Below are 22,721 nucleotides of genomic sequence, written 5' to 3' on the forward strand. Positions count from 1 at the left end.
GTGAACGAGGCCGTTGCCCCGGCAACAGGGCTCGACTGGACGCCGTTCACCGACCGGCACCGACTTCGCAATGGTTGAGAGACCGGCCGGGATGGTCCCTGGCCCGGATTCGCCTCGACATGAGCCCGCCAAGGATTTCGTCCTTTGGCGGCCGGCACCACGACCTACCGTCATTGACGCGATTCTTTCGCACCCAACCCGCCGCCTTGCGCGACGGGCCTTCGTTAGGGGAGTGCCTTGATATGCGCACGCCGGACCTGGGACGCCGCCCGCGGCTGGGATTCACGCTCATCGAACTCTTGGTGGTGATCTCGATCATCGGCCTGCTCGTGGCCCTCCTGCTGCCGGCCGTGCAGAACGTCCGGGCGGCGGCGAACCGGACGCAGTGCCTCTCGCAGATGAAGCAGATCGGCCTGGCGCTCAATATGTACATGGATCTCAACAGCGATTACCTCCCGTATGCGGCCCAGATGCCGTCACTCACCCCGACCTATCCCAGCCTGAATACGGCGATCGGCCCGTTCATCGAGAGGAACGAGGGGGTCTTCCGTTGTCCGGTCGATAACAAGTATTTTCCTACCGAACGCATCAGCTATGAGTATCAGACGAGGCTTTACGGCAAGACTCGGGTGAGGCTCACGCGGAGGCGCCCCAGCTCGAACGTGCTCATCCTGTTCGACTACGACCCCTTCCACGGGCCGAACGGCGCCAAGTCGCGGAACGCGCTCTACCTCGATGGCCATGCCGTGCCGTACTGATCATCCCACCCCAAAACCAACCTTCGCCACCAGGAGATCAAGCGATGACGACCAGCACCAAACGCCGCCTGCAGGCCGTCGGCGTCTCCTCGGCCACCCTGTTCGGCCTCTTCTTCCTGTATCAGGCCCTCTTCGCCTCGACCAACGTCGACCAGGCCCGCCTCTTGGCCGAGCAGGTCCGCGACCTGGCCCCCGGTGAGGGCAAGGAGATCCGGGACCAGTTGAAGGCCAAGCTCGAGTCGCTCTCGCCATCGGAGCGCCGGCAGGTCTTCCAGGCGGGTCATAAGAAGATGCTGGAAGAATACTTCAAGCTCTCGCCCAAAGAGCAGATCGCCTACCTCGACAAGATGATCAAGAACGAGCGGGAGCGGCGGAAGAACTTCGCGAGGGCCCGAGCGGCCAACGCGAAGAAAGCCAATACGAAGACCGCCAACACCAAGAAGGCCAACACCAAGGGGGGGAACAACAACCTGGCCGGGAATAATGGCTTCGGTCGGGGGAACGGCGGGCCTGGCGGTGGCGGCCCGGGCGGCCGAGGAGGCAACATGTCGCCTGAACAGCGGGGGCAACAGCAGCGCAACCGGCTCGACCAGTCGTCTGCCACCGATCGCGGCCAAGAATCGGCGTTCCGGACCGCCATGCGTGACCGGCGGAGGCAGCTCGGGCTCTAACTTCCCAGAGAGAGTCGGGAAGGATTCACCACAAAGTGTGGTGAATCCTTCCCGACTTTTGCCGTCGTGGGTTGTCTCAACCCGGAGCGGCTTTCTTCGGGGCGGCGGCCGGGGCTTTCGCCGGCTCGTCGCCCGAGGGGCGGGCGATGGCGATGCCCAGGCCGATCTCGTTGGCCGCGTCGTAGGCGAGCACGGCGCTGCGGTGCGGGGTCACGAAGTCGGCGGTAAGCAGCATCGACTTGCGATGGGTCGCCTCGCGTGCGGAGCGAAGGCGCTCGACGATCTTGTCCATCTCGGCGGCGACCGGTTCGCGGTCGATCTTCATGGCGCCGGCGGGGTCGATCTCGACGAGGATGTAGTCGTCCTTCAACTCGTCGATGGTCTTCGACCGTCCCTGTGTGGCGGCTGCCGCGGGGCTGTCGGGGTTCGGCTTGGGGACCTCGAGGCTCTTGTAGAGCACGCTCGTCGCCGTGACGAGGAAGAAGAGCACGAGTTGGAAGGCGACGTCGACCATCGCCGCGAGGTCGAGCTCCTCGATGGTCTCGGCCGACCTCCGCGAGAGGGTGAACTCGGCCGCTTCCTCGTCTTCTTCCTGGGGATCGTACTCGTCCTCGGCGTCGTCCTCGGATTCGTCGTCCCCGAGGAGGATCGGCTCGTCGTCCTCGGGGAGGTCGCGGATAATCGGGAATCCCTCTTCCTCTTCATCCTCCTCGTCGAAGGCGTCGGGGAACGACGGTGGCTCGAAGTCCTCGATCGTGGGAGCGAGGTAGAGCGGCGGGGGAGGAGGTGCCTGCGGAGGAGATTTCGCGGCCGGGGGCGGGACTGGGGCTCGAGAGGGTTGAACCGGAGGCGTTTGCGAGGTGGGCCGAGGGTTTGGCGCCGGAGTCGGGGGCAGTGGAGACGCCCAGGACGGTAGCTCCTGGGACGGCGGCGCGGAGGGGAAGAGCGGCGGGGCAATCGGCTCCGGCTCCGCCAGTGGGGGCAGGGGCGACGCCCACGACGGCAGTTCCTGAGATGGCGGTGCGGAGAGAGGGGGCGTCGGAGGAGTCGGCTCCGGCTCCGCCAGTGGTGGCAGGGGCGATGCCCACGACGGCAGTTCCTGAGACGACTCGAAGGGCTGGGGCGGCGGAGGCGGTGCGGAGACCCGAGGTGGCGGAGGCGGCGTTGGCGCGCTCGGCTCGGGCTCGGGCACGGGTTCCGTGTCGAAGAGGGCCGGGAAGTCGCCGATCCGGGTCCAGGGGGTGGCGGTGCCGGCGGGCCGGATCAGGTCGTCGTCGTTGAGGTCCCCCTGGTCGAGGGCCGCTCGGACGTCGTCGGTGCTCAGAGATCGCTCGACTTCCAGGCGATCGGCGTGGAATACGTCCCAGGTGGCCAAAGTCTCGCCTCCGCGATCTTCTTGCCTCGGTCGGTCGGTCGGTCGGTCGAGTTTTAGTGAGGCGCCTCTTGGACGCCGATGTGGAGGGTGACGCCCTCGATCTCGGTCACCGTCGCGGCCAATTTCAGGACCTCGCCGTGAGCGACGCCGCCGTCGGCCTGGAGGACGACCTTGCGGCGCCCTTCCTTGATCCCATCGGCCACGGCCTTGCGGATCTGGTCGGGGCTCGCGGGGGGGCCGTCGCCGTTGCCGATCACCACCCGAGGCTCGCCGCCGGGCGCCTGGGGCTTCAGCATCGTCAGGAAGGTCGCGGCCGACTCCTCCACGCCGACCCCGTGTCGCGCCGGGGGGATGTCGACCTTCTCGCCCCCCGTCATCTGGACCGAGAAGAGCATGAAGGTCATGAGCTGGAAGACCACGTCGACCATCGGGGTCATGTCGATGTGCTCGTCGCGCTCTTCATTCGCTTGCCGGCGGAGGAGCATGGTCGAGGGTCCAGGGGCGGTTCGAGTCGTCCGGGCAGGCCCGACGGCGATTATATGCTCGGATGAGCATTAGCGAAATTCGCGTGATTTTGAGGGGCCGTGGTCTCGCGGCCCGCCGATTCGCGGGCGGGGCGTCAGCGGGGCAGGACGGCCCGATGGGTGCCGGAGCGGGAGCCGGGGCCGGAGCGTCGGGCCGGATCCTCGGTGGACTCGAGGATCTCGAGGAAGTCCTGGAGTTGGCGTTCGGTCCGGTCGCGGAGTCGACGGAGCTTGGCGTGGATGTCGTTTCCCGCGATCATCATCGGGGTGGCGATGAGGAGCCCGGCGCCGGTGGCCCAGAGCGCGAGGCTGATGTCGTTGGCCAGGGCGTTCGCGTTGACCTTCTCCGAGCCGCCGATCCGGCCGAACGCTCCGATCATGCTCGCCACCGTGCCGAGGAGGCCGAGCAGGGGGCCCATCCGCACGATCGTCGAGATCGAGGCGAGGCGGTTCTCCATCCCCGCGATGACCTCGGTATGGAACTCCATGACGAGGATTTGCTTGATCTTGGGAATCCCTTTGTCGCGATTCTTGAGCGCGACGGCCACGAGCTGCGCGAGCGCCGTGTGCCAGTAAGGGGGGCCCTGGGCGACCGCGGCGGCGGCATCGGATTTGCCCGCCTTTAAGAGCTCGCGGACTTGATCGAGGAAGTTCGGCGCACGCTGGCCGATTGACTTCTTGGCGAGGCTGCGGTACAGCAAGATCGCGTTGTAGACGCCCCAGACGGCGAGCAAGGCCAGGGCCGCGTAGATGACGTAGCCGAAGGCCTCGATGATCTTGATGGTCAGATCCATGGAAGGGTTCCAGGCGAACGACTCCGCGGAGCCGCACGGAAGTCCGGGGGACGAAGGGGAGGCCTGATCGTCCCCGAACGGGGCGAAGCCGAGAGTCATTATTTCGTGCCCGAGCCCCGTCTCGCAAGGGAGTCTTGGCCTAGGGCCGTCCAATGCCTTGCCAGGTGCCCGTCGGCGCGCGACAATGCGATAAAAGGGGCCGCCGGACGCGAACCGAATCGCCGTCACCCTCCGAGTCCTTGCCCATGCCGCGTACCGTGCTGATCGTCGACGATGAGCGCGACACCAATGAGATCCTGGCCACGCTGGTCCAGGCTCGCGACTTCGAGCCGATCCAGCTCTATACGGGCTCACAGGTCGCCGCCGCCGTCCGAGAGCATGCGCCTAGCGTGATCCTGCTCGACCTCATGCTGCCGGACATCGACGGGTTCGCGGTCTGCGACCAGCTCAAGCGCGATCGCGAGACCAACCTGATCCCGGTCATCATGGTCACGGCCTTGCATGACGCGAGCCATCGCGCCGCCGGCGTCCGCGTCGGGGCGAACGGCTACCTCACCAAGCCTTTTACCCCCGACCAGCTCTTCAAGGCGATCGACACCGCCCTGGCCTGGCGGCACGAACACGAAACCCTCGGCACCCACGGCGAGATCCGCTTCGATGTCCGGAGCGAGGCGGGCTACCTCCAGCAGGTCAACGACCTCCTGGCCGACCTCTACGCGCACACCCCCCTGACCGAGCGCCAGGTCAAGGACCTGAGGCAGGCCGTCATGGAGATGGGGGGCAACGCCATCGAGTGGGGTCACCGGAAGAACGCCGAGTTGGTCCTCCAGATCACCTATCGGATCGACCCCGACGCCGTGACCCTGATCATTCGCGACCAGGGGCCCGGCTTCAACCCCGGCAAGATCCCCCACGCCGCCTCCGAAGACGACCCCATCGGCCACCTCGACGTCCGCAACGAACTCGGCATTCGCGAAGGGGGCTTCGGCATCATGCTCGCCAAGGGCCTCGTCGACGAGTTCCACTACAACGACGTCGGGAACGAAGTCACGCTCATCAAGCGGTTTGAAAAGAAGATGGACTGAGGGGCCGTCCCGAGACCCGGTTTTTTCTGGAACCGGGTTTCTGACGCTTTCGAGCCGACAACCCCTCTCCGGATGTCGACGTGCTCACGTGTCATCTTGAAGGGTGGGCACCGCGCGAGCGGGGCAGGAGAGCCCCACCCACCGGGGGAGGGGTGGGAACGGTCCGGTGCGGATGTGGATCTCATCCAGGACCGTGGAAGAGACGCGGTCGAGCCGGTCGGGTGGGACCGGCTCGGCACTGCGTGGGTGGGGATTACTTGCCGTAGCGGGCGTTGGAGCCGAGCTCTTCCTCGATGCGGAGGAGCTGGTTGTACTTGGCGATGCGGTCCGAACGCGAGGCGCTGCCGGTCTTGATCTGGCCGGCGTTGGTGGCGACGGCGATGTCGGCGATCGTCGAGTCCTCGGTCTCGCCCGACCGGTGGCTGATGATGGCCGTGTAGCGGTTCCGCTGCGCGAGCTCGATCGCCTCGAAGGTTTCGGTCAGCGAGCCGATCTGGTTGACCTTCACGAGGATGCTGTTGCCGATCCCGCCGTCGATGCCGAGCTGGAGCCGTTTGGTGTTGGTGACGAACAGGTCGTCGCCGACGAGCTGCACGGTGTCGCCGATGGCCTCGGTCAGGAGCTTCCAGCCCTTCCAGTCGTCCTCGGCGCAGCCGTCCTCGATCGAGCGGATCGGGTACTGGCGGGCCCACGAGGCGAGGAACTCGACCATCTGCTCGGGGGTCTTCTTGGGCTGCTTCTCGTTCTCGAGGGTGTAGACGCCGTCCTTGAAGAACTCGGTGGAGGCGACGTCGAGCGCGAGGAAGACGTCCTTGCCGGCGCCATAGCCGGCCTTGTCGATCGCCTGGAGGATGACCTCGATGGCCTCCTCGTTGCTCTTGAGGTTGGGGGCGAAGCCCCCCTCGTCGCCGACGGATGTGTTCAGGCCTTTGGCCTTGAGCACCGCCTTGAGGTTGTGGAAGATCTCGGCGCCGCAGCGAAGAGCCTCGCGGAAGCTGGGGGCTCCGGAGGGGACGATCATGAACTCCTGAACATCGACGTTATTGTCGGCGTGGGCGCCGCCGTTGAGGATGTTCATGAGGGGCACGGGAAGGACCCGGGCGTTGGCGCCGCCGAGGTAGCGGTAGAGCGGGAGCTTGTGCGAGGCGGCGGCCGCCTTGGCGGCGGCGAGCGAGACGCCGAGGATCGCGTTGGCGCCGAGCTTGCCCTTGTTCTCGGTCCCGTCGGCGGCGAGCAGGGCGGCGTCGAGGCCGACCTGGTCGCTCGGGTCGCGGTCGATCGCGGCCTTGGCCAGGGCGGTGTTCACGTTCTGGACGGCCTGGGTCACGCCCTTGCCGAGATAGCGCTTCTTGTCGCCGTCGCGGAGCTCGACCGCCTCGTGGGCGCCGGTGCTGGCACCGGAGGGGACGGCCGCTCGGCCGATCGTCCCGTCGGCGAGGACGACATCGACCTCGACGGTCGGGTTGCCTCGGCTGTCCAGGATCTCTCGGCCTCGGACTGCGGCGATCGGGGCGGGGTGCGTACTCATCGTTGCGTCACGACTCCTCTCATCTCGGAGAGCGTATAAAGTAGAAGCCCAGGGTTTGTTCCGATCCGCAGGAGGGGCGGGTAAGCCCTCCCGAAGGATGGGAATTGCCGGCGGTCGCCTCCGGCGTTCGGTGTCGTACTCGGGCGCCGGCCCACGAAGAAGGGGGGGGAGGGGCCGCGGCTCACGACCTCCGTCGCCTTCGGATTCTCGGCAGCACCTCGACCTCCGGAGGATCCATCGATCCCGAAGGCTTTCGACGCGACGCCGGAGCGACGATTCGCCCCTTGTCCTATCAGTTTCCCGGTGCCGAGGTCAAGCCGGCAGGGGAGTGGTCTCGTCGAGTCGGCGAGAGGGACTCAAGCGCGAGGCGGTCCCGCCCCTCGGTGTTGGGGGGCAGGGTTAGTTGGCAGGCTCCTTGGAAAAGGGCGGAGACCGCCGCGCGTTGAAGCCTCACGGTGCCAGTTCTCGTGTCCACTCGGCCGAAACGGGAGAGCGGACGGGCCGGGGCCCTTCGACCGGGCCTCGGCCCATACGCTCTCAAGTCCCTGACCATGTCTTCAGGATGAGGAACCGGCCGTGATGGGCCGGATCTTGCTCTCGGGTGGTAGCCGGGGGTGTTTGCGTTGTCTTGGACACCGCTCACCCCGGGCCATTAGGTTATCGGCGCCTCGCGCGGCCAGCTTGACATCGAGCCCGATTCAACATCGGGAGGGTCGATGACCCGCAGGACCGGCACGACGTATTTCCTCAGGAAGGCCGGGATGTCCGGCCCGACGTGACCGCCGAGATAGCCGGTGCTTGCCATCTCCGTCCGCCATCGGACCTGCCGGAGTTTGGCATAACGGGCCCGCCCGGCGTCGTCGAGGTTGGGAGGCGGCCGGAAGCCGACCAGCCCCGCGCTGACGCTCTTGATCCGGTCGATCGTCCCGAAGACCTTCGTCCCCACCCCCAGGACGATGAGGTCCAGCGGGGACCAGAAGACGACCATCTCGCGGCGGACGGCGCCGAGGGCCCGCGACAGGTCGTAGCCCGGTGAAAGGGCCGGCGAGAGGAGGACCACGGCTTCGACCGTGTCTTCGGGTAAGAGCTCGAGGGCCTTGGCGACGACTCCCGTTCCGCCGGACTTGCCGACGAGGAAGACGGGGTCGCCAGGCCTCGACTCGCGGAATGCGGTCGCCGCCTCGGCGATCTGCCGGGCACGGCGGTCGCGGTTCTCGGTATTCGTCAGGTCGGCGTGCCAGTGGCCGAGCCCGTGCCCCCACGAGACGACCCGAACGGCGTACGGCACCTTCAGGGCGCCCATCACGTACCGGAGCCCCGTCCCGCAAAGGTCTAGCCCACCCACGCCGTCGGCCACCAGCACGAGCCCTCGCCCGTCACGCTCGGCCGAGAGGTCGGGCGGCTCACCGTAGAGGGACTGGAAGACACGCTTCACCAGCCAGGAGTAGAGCATGGGAATTCGACTTCGCTCGCGAGGATCGCGGTGGAGACGATCGACACGTGTCAATTCTAGGACGGAGCCCGGCAACTTCGAAGGGCCGTGCCCGCCTGAGGCTCAAGATCCCTTCTCCTGGCGATACGGCGCGGGCTCGCTCTCGGAGTCGTGCCATTTCATGGCGCGTGCGTGGCGCATCGGGGCGATCCGGAGGATGATCTCGCCCTTCTGAAACAGGCGGACGGTGCCGGTCGACTGGCTGACGACGACGGCCAGGGCGTTCGTGACGTTCGTGATCGCGGCGGCGGCCCAGTGGCGGGTGCCGAGTCCCTTGGGGAGGGTCAGCCCGGTATTCGGGGCGTCGATGATCCGGCAGGCGGCCTCGACGGTGCCGTCGCGGGCGACGACGAAGGCGCCGTCCATCTGGGCGATCTCCTTGATCGCCTCCCGGACGCGGGTGTCGCGGAGGTTGCGCTCCTTGCGCCGGTACCCCTTGAACGGGTCGAAGCCGAGGGCCCTGGCCTTGGCGAGGACGTTGCGGACGTCGCCGACGACGATCAGGGTGCCGACTGTTTTCCCCTCGCGCCCTTCTCGTCCGATCTCGACGGCGACGTCGACGACGGCCTTCAAGGTCTCGAACGGGACGGAGGTCTCCAGCGCCCGCAAGTCGCGCGAGCTGAGCCTTTCGAGGTGTTCGCCGAGCCGGACGACGGTCAACGAGTCGAGCGCCTCGGCCTCGAATCCGGCGTAGGCCACGATGACCCGGGCCCCCGCCGCGAGTTGGTCGTTGGCGACGGCCTCGATGAGCGCAAGCGTGATCCGCTCGGTGATGGCGGCGTCGGTGTCCTCGACCTCGATGGAGATCAGGCCCGCCTCGCGGATCGAGGCGAGCTGTCTATCGGAGGAGGCCGCGACCAGGATCCTGACGCCGTCGGCCAGGGAGGCGACCGATTCCCAGTCCATCGGCCCTTCGGGGAGGATCAGGACTCCCGTCGTCCCCAAACGTTCCGCAGCCTCGCAGGCCAATGCCAGGAGGGTCGTCGTCGCCTTGGTCAAGACGGTCGGCGTCACGGAGGGGGGCCTCGTTCGTCAGGGCGGTCGGCGGGGAGACGTGATCGGCCGGGAGCGTCGGCGTCTCGTCCGCGCACCCGACTCCCTTTGGCGATCGGCAGGACAACACTGTATGGGACGCGGCCGGGACGGGCAACGCCTGCTCGAAAATCTCGGAGGACCCCAGACGAAGCCGCCCCCATCCGAACGCTTCGGGCCAGGCGGTCCGGGGCGGTCGGGGGGGCGGATGTGAGTCGACGATCCCTCGGGCGGATTACTTCGGGGCGTCGGCCTTGGGCTCTTCCTTCGGGGCGTCAGCCTTGGGGGCATCGGCCTTGGGCTCTTCCTTCGGGGCGTCAGCCTTCGGGGCGTCGGCCTTGGGGGCGTCGGCCTTGGGCGCTTCGGGCTTGGCCTCTTCCTTCTTGGGCTCTTCCTTGGGCGCTTCGGGCTTGGCTTCTTCCTTCTTGGGCTCTTCCTTGGGCGCTTCGGGCTTCGGTTCTTCCTTCTTGGGCTCTTCCTTCTTGGGCTCTTCCTTCTTCATCTCCTCCTTCTTGGGCTCTTCCTTGGGCTTCACGGCGGGCGCCTTGGCATCGCGGACGGCCTTGATGTGGCGGGCCAGGATGCTCTTGCGCTCGTCGTAGAGGGCCTTGAGGCCGTTCGAGGGCGGGATGATGCGGACGTCCTTCTGCGGGACGATGTCGGCGAGCGTGCCGTGGTCGGTGAACCAGGCGCCGAAGACTTCGGGGCTGACGCCGGTGCGGGCCTTCAGGGCTTGCTCATCGTTGGCATACCCGAAGACCAGGATGTCGAGGATCGGCGGCGGGTCGATCGTGCTGTGGACGAGCCCGGCGTCCTGGGCGGCGACGATCGCCTCGGCGACGGCGTGTCGGGCGGCCTCGAGCTTGGCCTGGACTTCCGGCGGGATCGTCGGCGGGGCCGTGTCCGCCTTCGCCGGCTCGGCGGCCTTCGGGGCGTCGGCCTTGGGAGCCTCGGTCTTCGGGGCGTCGGCCTTGGCGGGCTCGGCCTTCGCCGCGTCCTGGGCATACATCTGGGTCGTCGCGGTCAGGCCGAGCAACGTCGACAGCGACAAGGCGATCATGGCGAAACGGCGCACCAGAGAATCTCCTTCCTCATTCGGGACGAATTCGCGAGGCTCGAACCTCGGATCCGTGGTCAAGGTTCGGGATTCGACGAGTCTAACGGCCGCCCGCCCCCCGTGCTAGTGTGCCTGCCGTCAAGTCCCGGCCGAAATTTCCGCGAAACGACGGAATCACCAGGAACGTTCGACCATCGATCTCGCTTCGCGACCTCAAGCGGCCGGGGGCGATGGTTGACTCGGTCGGCTCCTGTTAGACTCCTTGTTTGAAGGGTCGAACGCGAGGGGAGATTCCCGCTATTGCAGCGGACGAAGGGAGATGGACCTGGGATTCCACTGCGTCGCGGAGTCTCGTCGGGCCGGGAGGTCTCACGCCCGTTGGACCGCAAAATATGCCTTGCCATCCCCTGTCCCTATTTTTCTTCGTAACGACCCTGGCCTTGTCGTGGGAGCATCACCGGATTCCCACTGTGCTCCGCTCCCCGACCTGAATCGCGAGGACCGATCATGGATTTCTCCAGGCGACAGTTCCTCCAGGTGGCGGCCGCGGGGGCCGCGGTCGTCCCGGCGCTGGGGGCTGCGGACGGCGGGAAACTGCCGATGCGCAAGCTCGGCAAGACCGGTATCGAGGTCTCGATCCTTGGGTTCGGGTCCGGGAGCCGGTTCCTGATGTACAAGGAGGAGGACAAGGCTCTCGAGGCCCTGTCGAAGGCCCTGGACCTTGGCATCACGTACATCGACACCGCCCACTCGTACGGTGACGGCAAGAGCGAGGAGCGGATCGGCCGGCTCATGCCGGAGCGTCGTGAGCAGATCACCCTGGCGACGAAGCTCTCGGCGAGGACGGCCGACGACGCCAAACGGCAGATCGAGCTGAGCCTGAAGCGGTTGCAGACCGACCACCTCGACGTTCTCCACATCCACGCCCTGGCGGGCCTCGACGACCTGGCCGCCATCGAGAAGCCCGAGGGCATCCTCAAGGCGATTTACGAGGCCCGGGATCAGAAGGTCACGCGCGCCATCGGCATCACCTGCCACGCGTCCCCCGAGGCCCTGAAGGCGGCCCTCGAGCGGCACGACTTCGACTGCACGCAGATGGCCCTCAACGCCGCGATGGCCCGCATGGTCGACGGCCGAGGCGGGATGAAGGCGACCCCCATGGCCTCGGGAGGGTTCGAGGAGCTGGCCTTGCCGGTCGCCGTCCGGAAGGGGATGGGCGTGATCGCCATGAAGGTCTTCGGCCAGGATCAGATCATCGGCGCGGCCGCGATCGAGAAGCTCATCACGTATTCCCTGTCGCTGCCCGTCAGCCTGGCGAGCCTGGGCATGCCGAAGCCCGAGTTCATCGAGCGGAACATCGCCGTCGCCCGCGCCTTCTCCCCGATGTCCGATGCCGAACGCCGGCGGCTCTCCGACTCCATCGGGGCCGAGCCCAAGGTGTCTCTCGCCGAGTTCTTCCGGGATCACCAGGACGCCTGAGTTTCGTCGATCTCTGATCGGGCGGACTCTTCACCACAAAGGCACAAAGGGGAGAAACCCGAGAGAAAGAATTTGCACTCGGACCTTCTCCCGAATTCCTTTGTGGCTTTGTCGTGAATTTTGATTGTTGATTTATTTGTGATTTGTTGCAATGATTATGGGTTGTTGGTGGTCTTATTGGTCCGAGGGTGATAAGTCGGCCGGGGCATGACGAGCAGTCGGTTGAGGACGGCTTGGCTGAAGTCGACGACGGTCGCGAGGCCTTCGAAGTTGATCTTGTCGGCGGTGTCGGCCGGGGTGTGGCGATCGTCGTGTCCGCCGGTGCAGAGGTAGAGGACGGGGATGCCGGCCTTGAGGAACGGGGCGTGGTCGCTGTCGTCGGGGAGTTCGTCCCCGCCCAGGCGGAGGGTGACGTAGGGCTTCGCGTTGGCGAGGGCGAGGAGTTCGTCGAACTCGCGGGCGGTCTTGTTGCCGGCGACGCCGAGCTCGCCGCCGCGGAGTCGGCCGACCATGTCGAAGTTGAGCATGGCGACCGTGTCCCTGATCGGGAAGAGGGGGGCCGTCGAGGCGTAGTATCGGCTCCCGACGAGGCCGGCCTCCTCTTCGCCGAAGGCGATGAAGACGAGGCGACGGCGAGGGGATGGGCCCCGGCTCGAGGCGAAGCGGCGGGCGAGCTCGAGCATCGCCGACGTGCCCGACGCGTTGTCGTCGGCGCCTCGGTGGATTTGCCCTCGCCGAGATTCGCCACCCTGGTTGCCGCGGGGGCCGTAGCCGAGGTGGTCGTAGTGCGCGCCGACGATGATGGTCTCGTGCGCGAGGTCGCCCGAGCCTTCGACGACACCGACCACGTTGGACGCGGTGGTCCCGGCCGCCGGGAACGGCTGATCGTAACCGCCGCCCTGGCCGCCTCCTTTCAGCCCGATGCGGGAGAACTCCGTGCGCACATGCTGGGCCGCGAGCGCGAGGCCGGGCGTGGCGATCCCTCGACCTTCGAGCGTGTCCGACGCGAGGTAATAGACGTCGGCCTTCAGGCGCTCGACGGTGGCTTTGCCGGCGGGCGGCTCCGTGGCGAGGGCGTGCCCGACGAACGCGAGCCCGAGGCATGCGGCCGAGCCCAGGCCGATGGCAGCGACGATCCGATTCATGGTGACAACCGTCTCCGACGGCGGATGTGCAGGTCTTTCCCCGGGCGGACTCCGATCCGCCCGGACGACCCCGACGGGTCCCGATCCTACACTCGATCTCGGATGGAGGATATATCGGGGTGTCCGTCGGGGTTTGGTCAGACACTCAGAACCGGTCCCGAAACCTGTTTTTTCCTTAAAAAACGGGTTTCTGACGCGCTCGGCGCTGACAATCCTTGCGGGACGTCGGCGTCTACTCCCACGGAAACCCGTATTTTAAGAAAAAACAGATTTCGAGCCAGACACTCAACGAGAGGGAGCGTCGAGGACCCTTTCGAGAGCCTGCTCATAGAGCCGGACGACGATCCGGCCCATCTTCTCCTCGTCGATCGTCTTCTCGTCGAGGCCCAGGTCTTTCATGGCCGCCTGGGTGGCGGGGACGATGCTCGGGTCATTGGTCTTGAAGGCGACCTTGCCCTCGCGGTCGATGATCATGGCCGTGGGGTAGGGCCGAACGCCATAACGCTCGGCGGTCGCGCCGTCGAACTCGTCTCCAATTCCTTCGCCCTTGCGGTTGCGGTCGAGGGCGAAGACGAGAGAGGCATGGTTCAGCTCGAGGATCTTGCGGATGGTCGTTTCGTCCTCGGCGGGGGTGTGGATCGTGAGGAAGACGACGCCTCGGGCTTCGTACTTGGCCCGGACCGTCTCGAGGGCGGGGAGGGCCTTGACGCAGGGGCGGCACCAGACGCCCCAGAAGTCGAGGAAGACGACTTTGCCTCGGTAGTCGGCGAGAGCCCGAGGTCGGCCGTCGGACCAGGACTTCGTGTCCCAATCGGGCGCCATGGACCCGAGCGGGAGGGATTTGAGTCGAGGTCTGGTCGCTGCTGTCTCCTCGGCCGTCTTCGGCGTAGGGGCGGGGATCGGGTGGAGCTTGATCGAAAGCGGGCCGGAGTCGCGAAAGACCAGGTATTTGCCGCCGGCCACGAGCTTGCCGTAGCTGAAGTGGAAGGAGACCATCCCTACGGCCAAGTCGCGTACGGTGAATTGCCCCTTGGCGTCGGTCTTCGTGAACTGGCTCCGGCTCGCGTACGAACCGCCGGGCTCAACCCAGGCTCCGGGTAGGGGTTTCCCCTCAAGATCCACGACGGTCCCTTTGACCGTGATTCCGGGCGCGAGCTTGATCGGGCCGACGATGTGGGGTTCGTTGGCCGAAGGGGGCTTGAACGGGACCTGGGGCGTGTCGACCCCGGCGAACCCCTCCTTCGTCACCGCGAGCAGGATCGCGGGCGTCTTCCCGGTGGCTGTCGTTCGGAGGATCGAGCGGAGCCGGAATCGGCCCTGGGCGTCGGTAGTGGCCGAGTGCCTTGCGTCGCTCGACATCATGCTTCCCCCGTTCTCGCTTCCCCAGATCAGGGCGATCCTGGCCCCGTCGATCGGCTTGCCGGAAGTGTCGACGACCTGTCCGACAAGGTCGCCGACCGTGCTCGGGTCGTGTGCGGGGAGCTCGGCCCGGATGGTGAGTTTGCCTCCGTCGACGACGGGGCGAACTCGCCCTTTCTTCGGTTTCGAGAGGGTGGCCGTTTTCCCCTCGGTGTCGGTGAGGCGATACTGGGCCGAGGTGGGGGCGAGTTCTTCGACCGACTTCACGGAGTCGGTGCGGAACCCCGCCTCCCACTCGAGGAGAACCTGCACCCGTCCCATCTCTTCGGTCAGCTCCTCTCCGACGATGGCCGTCACCTTGCCCTTCTCGGTCGGCAGGGTGAGGTGGATTCGGTCGGAGTCGTCGGTCGTGCCCCGGAACTGGCCGGCCTCCGAGTACCCCAGGACGACGCCTCGGAACGGCTCCGGCTGATTGTCGCGATGGATGCGGAAGTTCCAGACGGTCCCCGGCCTGAGGACGTAGTCTTTGCGGAAGACCGGCGCACTATCGGAGACGGCGAACGACTCGATGGGGTCGAGGTCGCGGGGGGCCCAGTAGCCGGCGGGCGGCCTCAAGGTCCAGGCGCGGGCGTGGCCCGGCGGGAGGTCGATCCGGAACCGGCCATCTTCTCCGGAACGGACGGGCTGGAAGTTGGCGCGATAGTCGCGGTCCGAGTCCGCGAGCATGACGTCGAAGGTCGCTCCGCCGACCGGCCTGCCCGTCCGCTCCTCCGTCACGCTCCCCTCCATCCGGAAAGGTCGGGGTGTCTCCACCTTCGGCTCCTGCTCCTGGGCCGGGACGGCCGCCACCTGGCGGACCCGGGGGACTTGGGCGTTGGGTTCCTCGGCGAAGACCGACGCCCGCCAGGCCCAGAGCCCGGCCCCGATGGAGAGGGATGCCAATGTCACCACGACCAAATTTAGTTTATGTATCAACATGGATTTCAAGACCTCTCGTGTGAGTGGTTCGACGGTTGCCGAGGCCGCCCCGGCGGCGGCCAACGTGCCCGAGGCCGATCGGGTTGCGGTCCGAACCGTGGACGCCACGAGGGCCGCCGAGACCGCCGACCGAGGCGCGTGGCCCGCGACGAACAGTCCGGCCGGCTCCGCGAGCCCCCGGCGGGTTAGTCGGGACTGGAGCCGCTCTCGGGCGCGTTTCAGGCGGATGCTGAGCGTCCCCAGGGGGCAACCCAGCCGTTGCGCGGCGGCCTCGTAGGTCAGGCCCTGGAGGTAGCAGAGGATGACGGGGTCGCGATACTTGGCGGGCAGCTTCTCGACCTCGTCGATCAGCGCCGAGAGTCCGTCCGTCCCTTCGGACGGCCCGGTCTGGGTTGTTTTCAACTCCGCGGCCCTCCGCTCCAAGGTCCGACGCCTGGCGGCGTCGGCCCGCGCCCGGGCGGCGACGCGCCTCGCGACCCCGAACAACCAGCTCGCCAGCGAGTCTCGCCGACGCACCGACCTTGCCTTACGGGCCAGGACCAGGAAGGTGGCCTGGAACGCATCCTCCACGTCGTGACTCGCCCCCAGGGTGCCTCGGCAGACGTCGAGCACCAAGGGGCCGTGTCGGACCACCAGCGCCCCGAACGCCTGCTCGGATACCTCGCCGGGCTGCTCGAGGAACCGGTCGAGGAGCTGGGCGTCGGTCAAGCTCGTGGTCGACCCTCCTTCGAAAAGGGCCTGGATCGACCGAACGAAACTGTCATGGAGCCCACTCGTCATCCCGACGCCCTCCTCCTCACCCCGCCGATCGGTTGAGAATAGTGCCGAGAGCCGGGCCGGCGCTTTCATTCATTCCCGAAACCCAATCATTTCTTCAAAGCCGAGGTGGCTCATGACGTGAAATTGGTTTTGAAGATCTGTGCATGGGTGCCACGGGTTCCGTCTTCGGACCCCGTGTGGACCAGGCCCGGCCCAACGCCTCGATCCACGGGAGAGGCTCTAATGGACGCTCGGAAGTCTCGAATCGACGAGCCTTGCGAGCACCTCTATTTCGGGGCGGACACTCGGATCGGCGTGGGCCGTCTTACGGGCCGACCTGCTTGGGGTCGGCCCCGACGGCGCGGCCGGCGGTCTCCTCGGCGGCGAAATCGGAGGGGCGTGAGGTCGTTGAGAGGGCCGTCAGGTCGGTCATGAAACGGAGGGGAGGGGGGATGGGGTCGGTCTCGGCGCCGACCTTCGACCAGGACGCGAGATTGGTCGGCGCGTCGGGGAGCTCCGGCCCGCCTTCGCGCGAGGAGAGCACGAGCCAGGACTTGCCGCGCACGTCGTACTGGTTCCCCATGCCCGACCAGGCGAGGGCCTTGCGGTCGGGGGCGGATTCGGGAGGTTGGGACTCCCATGCGAGCAGGGTGTCGGCCATCGCGGCACACCCCCGGATCTCGACCTTGCAGGGGGCCTGGGGGGTGAAGTCGACCAGGTCGACGACGCCTTGGCCGTGGATCGTGCAGCGGTCCATCAGGAGGCGACGTCCGCCCCCGGAGGGGCCCCCCGGCAGGTGCCGGACCCGTAAGGCCCAGCCGGCGAGCAAGCCGTCGGGGCGGGGACGAACCATCATGCATTGCCGGACGGTTGTGGTCGAGCCGCCGAACGCCCCGATGTCCATGGCCTTGTCGAAGCCCTCGAACCAGCAGCCGGTCGCGGAGAACGTCCCCCCTTCGGCCACGATGGCCCGCGAGCCGGGCGCGTCGCCTGTTGCGAGGAAGGCGCAACGCTCGAGTCGAACGCTCGCCCCGGCGACGATGACCGGGGGGGCCTCCTTGTCCTTGGCCTGTCCCGCGTAGTGGGCCGCGAAGGTCACGCCGACCAGGGTCACCGGGGTCTCGGCCCCCGTCGAGAGGAAGGGGACGGTCCCCTTGATCTCGACCTCCAGGACCGGCCGGGTCCCCGGCTCGGCACGGATGTAGAGCGGCCCGCCGGAGGCTCGGAGCATCGCATCGGCGCCGGTGAGGCGGATCGGCTCCCGGTTGTTGAGGAGGACGTGGCCCTTGCTGCCGATCGCGCGTTGAATCGCGGCCTTAAGGCCGGGCTCGGTCGTGATCGTGCCGTCGGGGGCCTTGACCGAGAACGCCGGACCCTTGGGAACCTCGGGAGTGGCCACCACGTCGGCCTTTGCGGCGAGCTCCGTCCCTTCTTTGGTCGATGCGACGGCTGGGGCCTCACCCTCGCCATTTTCCGTGGCCTTCGGGTCGACTTCTCGCGTCGTCGAGGTGGCGTCGACGTCGGGCGGGGGCGTCGCGGACACCATGCGAGTCGGGAGGAACCTGGTCAGGACGCCGCTGGCGAAGAGCCCGCCCGCCACCAGGACGAGGCCGATGACGGAGCCGCCGAGGAGGACGCCACGGTTGAGCCCTTTGCGGGGACGCTCGGCCGCTGGCGAGGCCGAGGCCCTGGCGGTCGTAGGCGCGGCCTTGGGGGCGGTCTTCTTGGGCGAAACACCGGAGAGGGGTGGCTCGGGGCCGAAGTTGAGCGAGAGGCCGAGGCCCGAAACGTCGTCGGGAGCGGACGCCTCCTCGCCGATCGCCGTGAAATCGAGCGGAGAGGGCGCAGGGTCGGGGGAGGCTTGGGGCTTCGAAGGCGCAGGGGCCGTCGCGGGCACGGTGGGCTTCGGTTTGGCCTTCGGCTCCGAGGCCTCGAGGCGGGGCTTGGGCGCGGGCGAGGGCGCGGGCGGCGTCGCTTTGGGGCCGAGATTGATGGCGAGGCCGAGCCCGGACAGGTCTTCGCCCGACGAGGGCTCCTCCCCGAGATGCGAGAGGTCGGGGGCCTTCTCCGTTGTGAGTGCCGAGGCGGCGATCGGAGGGGGGGAAGTCGCCGGGGGCTTCGGGGGCGCCTTGGCTCTGGTGGGAGTAGTGGACGCCGGGGATACGTCGGCGACCGGGTTGGGCTTCGGCCGACTCGGACTGACCTTGGGCGAGGGCTCCGGAACTTCGGGGGACGGGACTTGGGAGGGCGGGGCCTTGGGGCCGGTGTCGATCGAGAGCTCGAAGCCGAGGCTGGGCAGATCCTCGCCCGAGGAGGCCTCGACGCCGATCCTGGAAAAGTCGGGGATGTCGCCCGGAAGCGAGTCCGGATTCGGTGCGAGATCGGGAGCGGCCGGGGGAGGGGATGCGGCGGCCTTCGCGTATGTTGGCGTCGCGGTGGAGGGGGACTGGGCTGCGAGGGTGACCGCCGATGTCGACGAGGTGGCCGCGGATTCGGCGGCGGGGACCGGGGTCATCGAACCGGACGTTACCGACCGCAGGTTCGAATCCGGGATGGTCGGCAACTCGAGCTTCGTGAGGTACGCCGCCGCCCGGTCATCGATGTAAGGCTCCAGCGCCTCGGCGAGCGCCAGGGGGTTCGGGTATCGGTCGTCCGGATCCTTGCGCATCATCGTCCGGACGACTTCGGCCAGGCCCTCGGGGACCGTCGGCACGATCGCCGTGATCGCCTCGGGCTCGAGCGACTGGTGGCCGTAGAGCTTCTCGGGGAGGCTGGGGTTCGGGAACGGCACTTGGCCGGCGAGCATGTGGTAGAAGGTGCAGCCGAGCGAGTAGATGTCGCTCCGGGTGTCCACCGAGTGCGAGTGCCGCGCCTGCTCGGGAGAGACGTAGTCGAAGGTGCCGACGGTGGCGCCGTCGCGGGTGACGTGGATGTCTTCCGCAAGGTCGATCGCCAGCCCGAGGTCGGTGAGCTTGGCCACCCCTTCGCCGGTCACGAGGATGTTGTAAGGGTTGACGTCGCGGTGGATCAGCCCTTTCTGCTGCGCGTGCTCGAGGCCGAGGGCGATCTGGCGGACCATCCTGGCGGCGAAGCTCGGCGCGATCGGCCCTTGCTCGGCGATCATCGCCCCGATGGTCCTCCCTTCGATGTACTCCATCACGAGGTAGCACTTGCCGTTCGAATCGCCCTCGTCGTAGATCCGTACGAGGTTCTCGTGCTGGAGCTGGGCGCCGACCCTTGCTTCTCGCTGGAAGCGGGTGATTGCGCGGGGGTTGTTCACCCGCTCTGGCGAGAGGATCTTGACCGCCACCCGGCGGTTCAGGCGCGAATCCTTGGCGAGATAGACGCGCCCCATCCCACCCTGGCCGATCAGGTCGAGGAGGACGTAGCGGTCGATCTTGAAGCCCGCCGAGCGGCCCGAGAGGAGCTGTTGCGCCTGCCAGAGGGTGACGAGGTTCGACTGGATGGCCTGCCGGGCGAGCCGGCGGTCGAGTTGGTCGAACCCCCGCTTCTCGGCGGGCAAGGCGTCCCAGCAGGCCTGCAACCCCTGGACGTCCATCAGCCCGCTCTGGAGCGCCACCCGCCAGAACCGTGACGCCTGGGGATCCACCATAGAGGCACCCTGGGGCTCGACTCGATCCGCTTCGGCCGGGTCCGGGCGGTCGGGCCGGTATGGAGGGGAGACGCGTTCATCCTATCACGGGCGCGGACGTGCGAACAAGCCCCGGACTTATTCCATGATAATGACACGTCTTCACGTGAATCTCGTCCCGCTCCGGGGCGATCCCGCTCACTCGCGTGCGGGGAAGATCGTCTTCCAGTCCCGTTTCATGTCGACGACGACCCAGCCCCGTCCGGGGGCCTCGGTGAGCGCGCGGTCGAGCCGGCCGAACGGAGACTTGCGGTCGTAGGCGAACTCACGGTCGGCGTCGGTGTGGTGGACGATCAGGCCCAGGCGAGGGCCGGGAGCGGTGCTCGTCCACTCGAGCATCTCGAAGTCGCCGTCGGAGTTGCCGAACGCCAGCAGCGGGCGTCGGCCGACCGCCTGGTGGATGCCGACGGGCTTGCCGGCATGGTCGTCGATGAAGTTGAGCTCGGGCAGGCGGACCAGGGCCGGCTTGCCGTCGCGGAGCTCGTACCGGGTCTTGATGCTGCTGCCGATCACCTGCTCGGGGGAGATGCCATAGACCTCCTTCGAGAGCGGGCGCATCAACTCGACCCCGCCCGCCGAGGCGATGTATGTTTTGAAGCCGTTGGCCCTCAGGTAGGCCATGAGCTCGATCATGGGCTGGTAGATGCATTCGGTGTAGGGCCGCCCGAGCTTCGGATGCTTCGCGGTCGACAGCCAGCCCTTGACGACGGCCGAGAACTCGTCGGTGGTCATGCCGGCGTGGGTGGCCATCACCAGCTCGAGCAGTCCCTTCTCGCCGGACGCGACGAGCCCCTTGAGGTCCCCCTCGAGGACGGACTTGAACGGGGCTCTCGTCTTCCATTCGGGATGCTTCGGGGCCAGGGCCTTCACGCGGTCGAGGGCGAAGGCGAGCTGCGTATACATCGGCTGCTCGACCCAGAGGGTGCCGTCGTTGTCGAAGACGGCGACTCGGTCCTCGGCCGGCACGAAGTCGGGCCCCCCTTCCCGGACGACCTTGGCGACGAAGCCGAGGAGGGACTGCTTGGTCTGGCCCTCGTTCCACGACGGCAAGGGGTCGTCGGCCCCCCTCGCGGCGGTGACGCCGAGCCCCGCGGCGCAGGCGACGGCGGCAAGCCAAGGGGCACGTAGGATCATGGTCGAATCCTCAAGAAGTCGGAGCAATCGGGCCGCCGCCGGACGAACCGGACCGGGCCGGGCCGGGCCGGGCCGGCGGCGGCCACGAGGGGGCGGGTTACTTGACGAGGCCCTGCCTGAGCTTCTCCATCGCCTGGTCGATGGTGAAGCTGGCCGCCCGCTGTCGGGGCGGGAACTCCTTGAACGACATCAGGAAGCTGCCCATGACGTCGGTCATCGGATAAAGAATGAATGCGTGATCGAGCATCCAGTCGTAATACGTGTTCGACGTGATGTCCGCCCGCTCGTACGGGTCGGCGTGCAGGTCGTAGAACAGGGGGAGGCGGAGCTTCGTGAACGGCTCGGCCCAGACCCGGAGGGTGCCGGGGGCACGCTGCTCGAGGAAGACGAACTTCCAGTTCAGGTAGCGGGCGGCGACGAGGTCGCCGTCGTCGTTGAAGTAGTAGAATCCCTTCCTCGCACTCCGCGGCTGCTCGCCCGTCAGGTAGGCCAGTTGGTTGACCCCGTCGAGGTGGACCTTGAAGTGCTTGCCGTCGGCGTCGTGACCCTTGAGCAGCTTCGCCTTGATGTCGGGCTCGCCGGCCACGGCGACCAAGGTGGGGAGCCAGTCCTGGCCGCTGAAGAGCTCGTTGGAGATCGTCCCGGGCTTGATCTTGCCCGGCCAGCGGATCATCGCCGGGACGCGGAAGGCACCCTCCCAGTTCGTGTTCTTCTCGCTCCGGAACGGCGTCATCGCCCCGTCCGGCCACGTGTTCATGTGCGGGCCGTTATCGGTCGTGTAGACCAGGAGGGTGTTGTCCGCGATCCCCAGGTCGTCGAGCGCCTTGAGGATGGCGCCGACGTGCCCGTCGTGTTCGACCATGCCGTCGGCGTATTCGGTCCGAGCGGTCAGCCCGGCCGGGCTCCGGCGGTCGGCCTTCACGTGCGTCCGCAGGTGCATCCGGGTGCTGTTGTACCAGCAGAAGAAAGGCGTGCCGGCCTTGGACTGGCGCGTGATGTAGTCGATGGCCGCCGCCGAAGTCTCGTCGTCGATCGTCTCCATCCGCTTCTTCGAGAGCGGGCCGGTGTCCTCGATCGTCTGCTTGCCGACCCGGCCAAATCGGGGGTCGACGGTCGCGTCGTCGCGGTCCGTCGCCTTGCACTTGAGCACCCCGCGCGGGCCGTACTTCTTGAGGAACTCGGGGTCTTTGGGGTAGTTCCTGAGCTCGGGCTCTTCCTCCGCGTTCAGGTGGTAGAGGTTCCCGAAGAACTCGTCGAACCCGTGGACGGTCGGCAGGTACTCGTTGCGGTCCCCCAGGTGGTTCTTGCCGAAGTGGCCCGTCGCGTAACCGAGCGGCTTGAGCAGTTCGGCGATCGTCGGGTCTTCCTTCTGGAGCCCGACCGTGGCGGCGGGCATGCCGACCTTGCTCAGGCCGGTGCGGAAGGTGCACTGCCCGGTGATGAACGTCGAGCGGCCGGCGGTGCAGCTCTGCTCGGCGTAGTAATCGGTGAAGATCATCCCTTCCCGGGCGATCCGGTCGATGTTAGGTGTGCGATACCCCATCACGCCCAGCGAGTAGGCGCTGACGTTCGTCTGGCCGATGTCGTCGCCGAAGATGACGAGGATGTTCGGCTTCTTCCCCTCGCGCGCGGACTCCGCCGCGACCGCCTCGTTGCGGGCCGCCAGGGCCAGGAGCGATCGCCTCGAGATGCCGGGCGGGGTACACTCCGTCGCGGTCGAGGCCGGCGTGTTCGTCCGCACCGAAGCCGGGGCCGGCGCAGGGGCCGCGACGGGGCGGTTGGGGGACGTCGCCCCGTTCGCGGGGCGGACCGTGCCCCGAGAGGCCGCCATCACCCCGAGAATTGCACCCAGGGCGATCATCGCCATCGACTTTATCCAGGGGCTCTTCGCGCTCATAC

Annotated in this window: 16 protein-coding genes; 4 read left to right on the forward strand and 12 right to left on the reverse strand. The window is 67.4% G+C overall.

Translation table 11 applies throughout. The annotated features are described in order from the left end of the window. Positions 1–242: 242 nt before the first annotated feature. Together ACYOEI_RS34990 and ACYOEI_RS34995 are read left to right on the forward strand one after the other, a co-directional pair. Positions 243–758, forward strand: coding sequence for a type II secretion system protein (locus ACYOEI_RS34990; protein WP_462854889.1), 516 nt, complete (start codon positions 243–245; stop codon positions 756–758). A gap of 44 nt (positions 759–802) precedes the next feature. Next, positions 803–1,429: a hypothetical protein gene (locus ACYOEI_RS34995; protein ID WP_462854890.1), complete on the forward strand. Its 627-nt coding sequence runs from the start codon at positions 803–805 to the stop codon at positions 1,427–1,429. 76 nt (positions 1,430–1,505) lie between these two features. Here the strand turns inward: ACYOEI_RS34995 and ACYOEI_RS35000 are convergent, their stop codons facing one another. From ACYOEI_RS35000 to ACYOEI_RS35010, 3 genes are all read right to left on the reverse strand, one after another. Then, positions 1,506–2,804, reverse strand: coding sequence for an ExbD/TolR family protein (locus ACYOEI_RS35000; RefSeq protein WP_462854891.1), 1,299 nt, complete (start codon positions 2,802–2,804; stop codon positions 1,506–1,508). A 53-nt stretch (positions 2,805–2,857) separates the two neighbouring features. After that, on the reverse strand, positions 2,858–3,289 hold the full coding sequence (locus ACYOEI_RS35005) for an ExbD/TolR family protein (protein WP_462854893.1): 432 nt from the start codon (positions 3,287–3,289) through the stop codon (positions 2,858–2,860). A 134-nt stretch (positions 3,290–3,423) separates the two neighbouring features. Then, on the reverse strand, positions 3,424–4,122 hold the full coding sequence (locus ACYOEI_RS35010; RefSeq protein ID WP_462854894.1) for a MotA/TolQ/ExbB proton channel family protein: 699 nt from the start codon (positions 4,120–4,122) through the stop codon (positions 3,424–3,426). Positions 4,123–4,367: 245 nt separating this feature from the next. Between ACYOEI_RS35010 and ACYOEI_RS35015 the strand changes: the two genes are divergently transcribed. Next, the gene (locus ACYOEI_RS35015) at positions 4,368–5,207 is read left to right on the forward strand and encodes a response regulator (RefSeq protein ID WP_462854895.1); all 840 of its coding nucleotides are present in this window, start codon (positions 4,368–4,370) and stop codon (positions 5,205–5,207) included. A 253-nt stretch (positions 5,208–5,460) separates the two neighbouring features. On the opposite strand, the gene eno is transcribed toward ACYOEI_RS35015, so the two are convergent. From eno to ACYOEI_RS35035, 4 genes are all read right to left on the reverse strand, one after another. Next, on the reverse strand, positions 5,461–6,735 hold the full coding sequence (gene eno / locus ACYOEI_RS35020) for a phosphopyruvate hydratase (RefSeq protein ID WP_462854897.1): 1,275 nt from the start codon (positions 6,733–6,735) through the stop codon (positions 5,461–5,463). Between the two features lie 652 nt (positions 6,736–7,387). Continuing rightward, a complete protein-coding gene (locus ACYOEI_RS35025; protein WP_462854898.1) occupies positions 7,388–8,188 on the reverse strand; it encodes a serine aminopeptidase domain-containing protein in 801 nt (266 codons plus the stop codon). Positions 8,189–8,290: 102 nt separating this feature from the next. Further along, positions 8,291–9,241 (reverse strand): DNA integrity scanning protein DisA nucleotide-binding domain protein, encoded by a 951-nt coding sequence (locus tag ACYOEI_RS35030; protein WP_462854899.1) that lies wholly within the window; start codon positions 9,239–9,241, stop codon positions 8,291–8,293. Between the two features lie 253 nt (positions 9,242–9,494). Continuing rightward, a complete protein-coding gene (locus tag ACYOEI_RS35035) occupies positions 9,495–10,334 on the reverse strand; it encodes a hypothetical protein (protein ID WP_462854900.1) in 840 nt (279 codons plus the stop codon). A 489-nt stretch (positions 10,335–10,823) separates the two neighbouring features. Here ACYOEI_RS35035 and ACYOEI_RS35040 point away from each other — a divergent pair, with 489 nt between their 5' ends. Beyond that, positions 10,824–11,795 (forward strand): aldo/keto reductase, encoded by a 972-nt coding sequence (locus ACYOEI_RS35040; protein ID WP_462854901.1) that lies wholly within the window; start codon positions 10,824–10,826, stop codon positions 11,793–11,795. Between the two features lie 155 nt (positions 11,796–11,950). Here ACYOEI_RS35040 and ACYOEI_RS35045 read toward each other — a convergent pair whose 3' ends face one another. The 5 genes from ACYOEI_RS35045 to ACYOEI_RS35065 form a co-directional block, all read right to left on the reverse strand. Beyond that, positions 11,951–12,940, reverse strand: coding sequence for a M20/M25/M40 family metallo-hydrolase (locus tag ACYOEI_RS35045; RefSeq protein WP_462854902.1), 990 nt, complete (start codon positions 12,938–12,940; stop codon positions 11,951–11,953). 285 nt (positions 12,941–13,225) lie between these two features. After that, positions 13,226–16,057: a sigma-70 family RNA polymerase sigma factor gene (locus ACYOEI_RS35050; protein ID WP_462854904.1), complete on the reverse strand. Its 2,832-nt coding sequence runs from the start codon at positions 16,055–16,057 to the stop codon at positions 13,226–13,228. Between the two features lie 304 nt (positions 16,058–16,361). Next, the gene (locus ACYOEI_RS35055; protein WP_462854905.1) at positions 16,362–19,649 is read right to left on the reverse strand and encodes a serine/threonine-protein kinase; all 3,288 of its coding nucleotides are present in this window, start codon (positions 19,647–19,649) and stop codon (positions 16,362–16,364) included. A gap of 177 nt (positions 19,650–19,826) precedes the next feature. After that, positions 19,827–20,822 carry an HAD family hydrolase gene (locus tag ACYOEI_RS35060; protein WP_462854907.1) on the reverse strand — a complete coding sequence of 332 codons (996 nt, stop codon included), beginning with the start codon at positions 20,820–20,822 and terminating at the stop codon, positions 19,827–19,829. Between the two features lie 97 nt (positions 20,823–20,919). Then, a complete protein-coding gene (locus ACYOEI_RS35065) occupies positions 20,920–22,719 on the reverse strand; it encodes an arylsulfatase (protein ID WP_462854908.1) in 1,800 nt (599 codons plus the stop codon). Positions 22,720–22,721 lie beyond the last annotated feature (2 nt).

Source organism: Singulisphaera rosea, assembly GCF_054877945.1.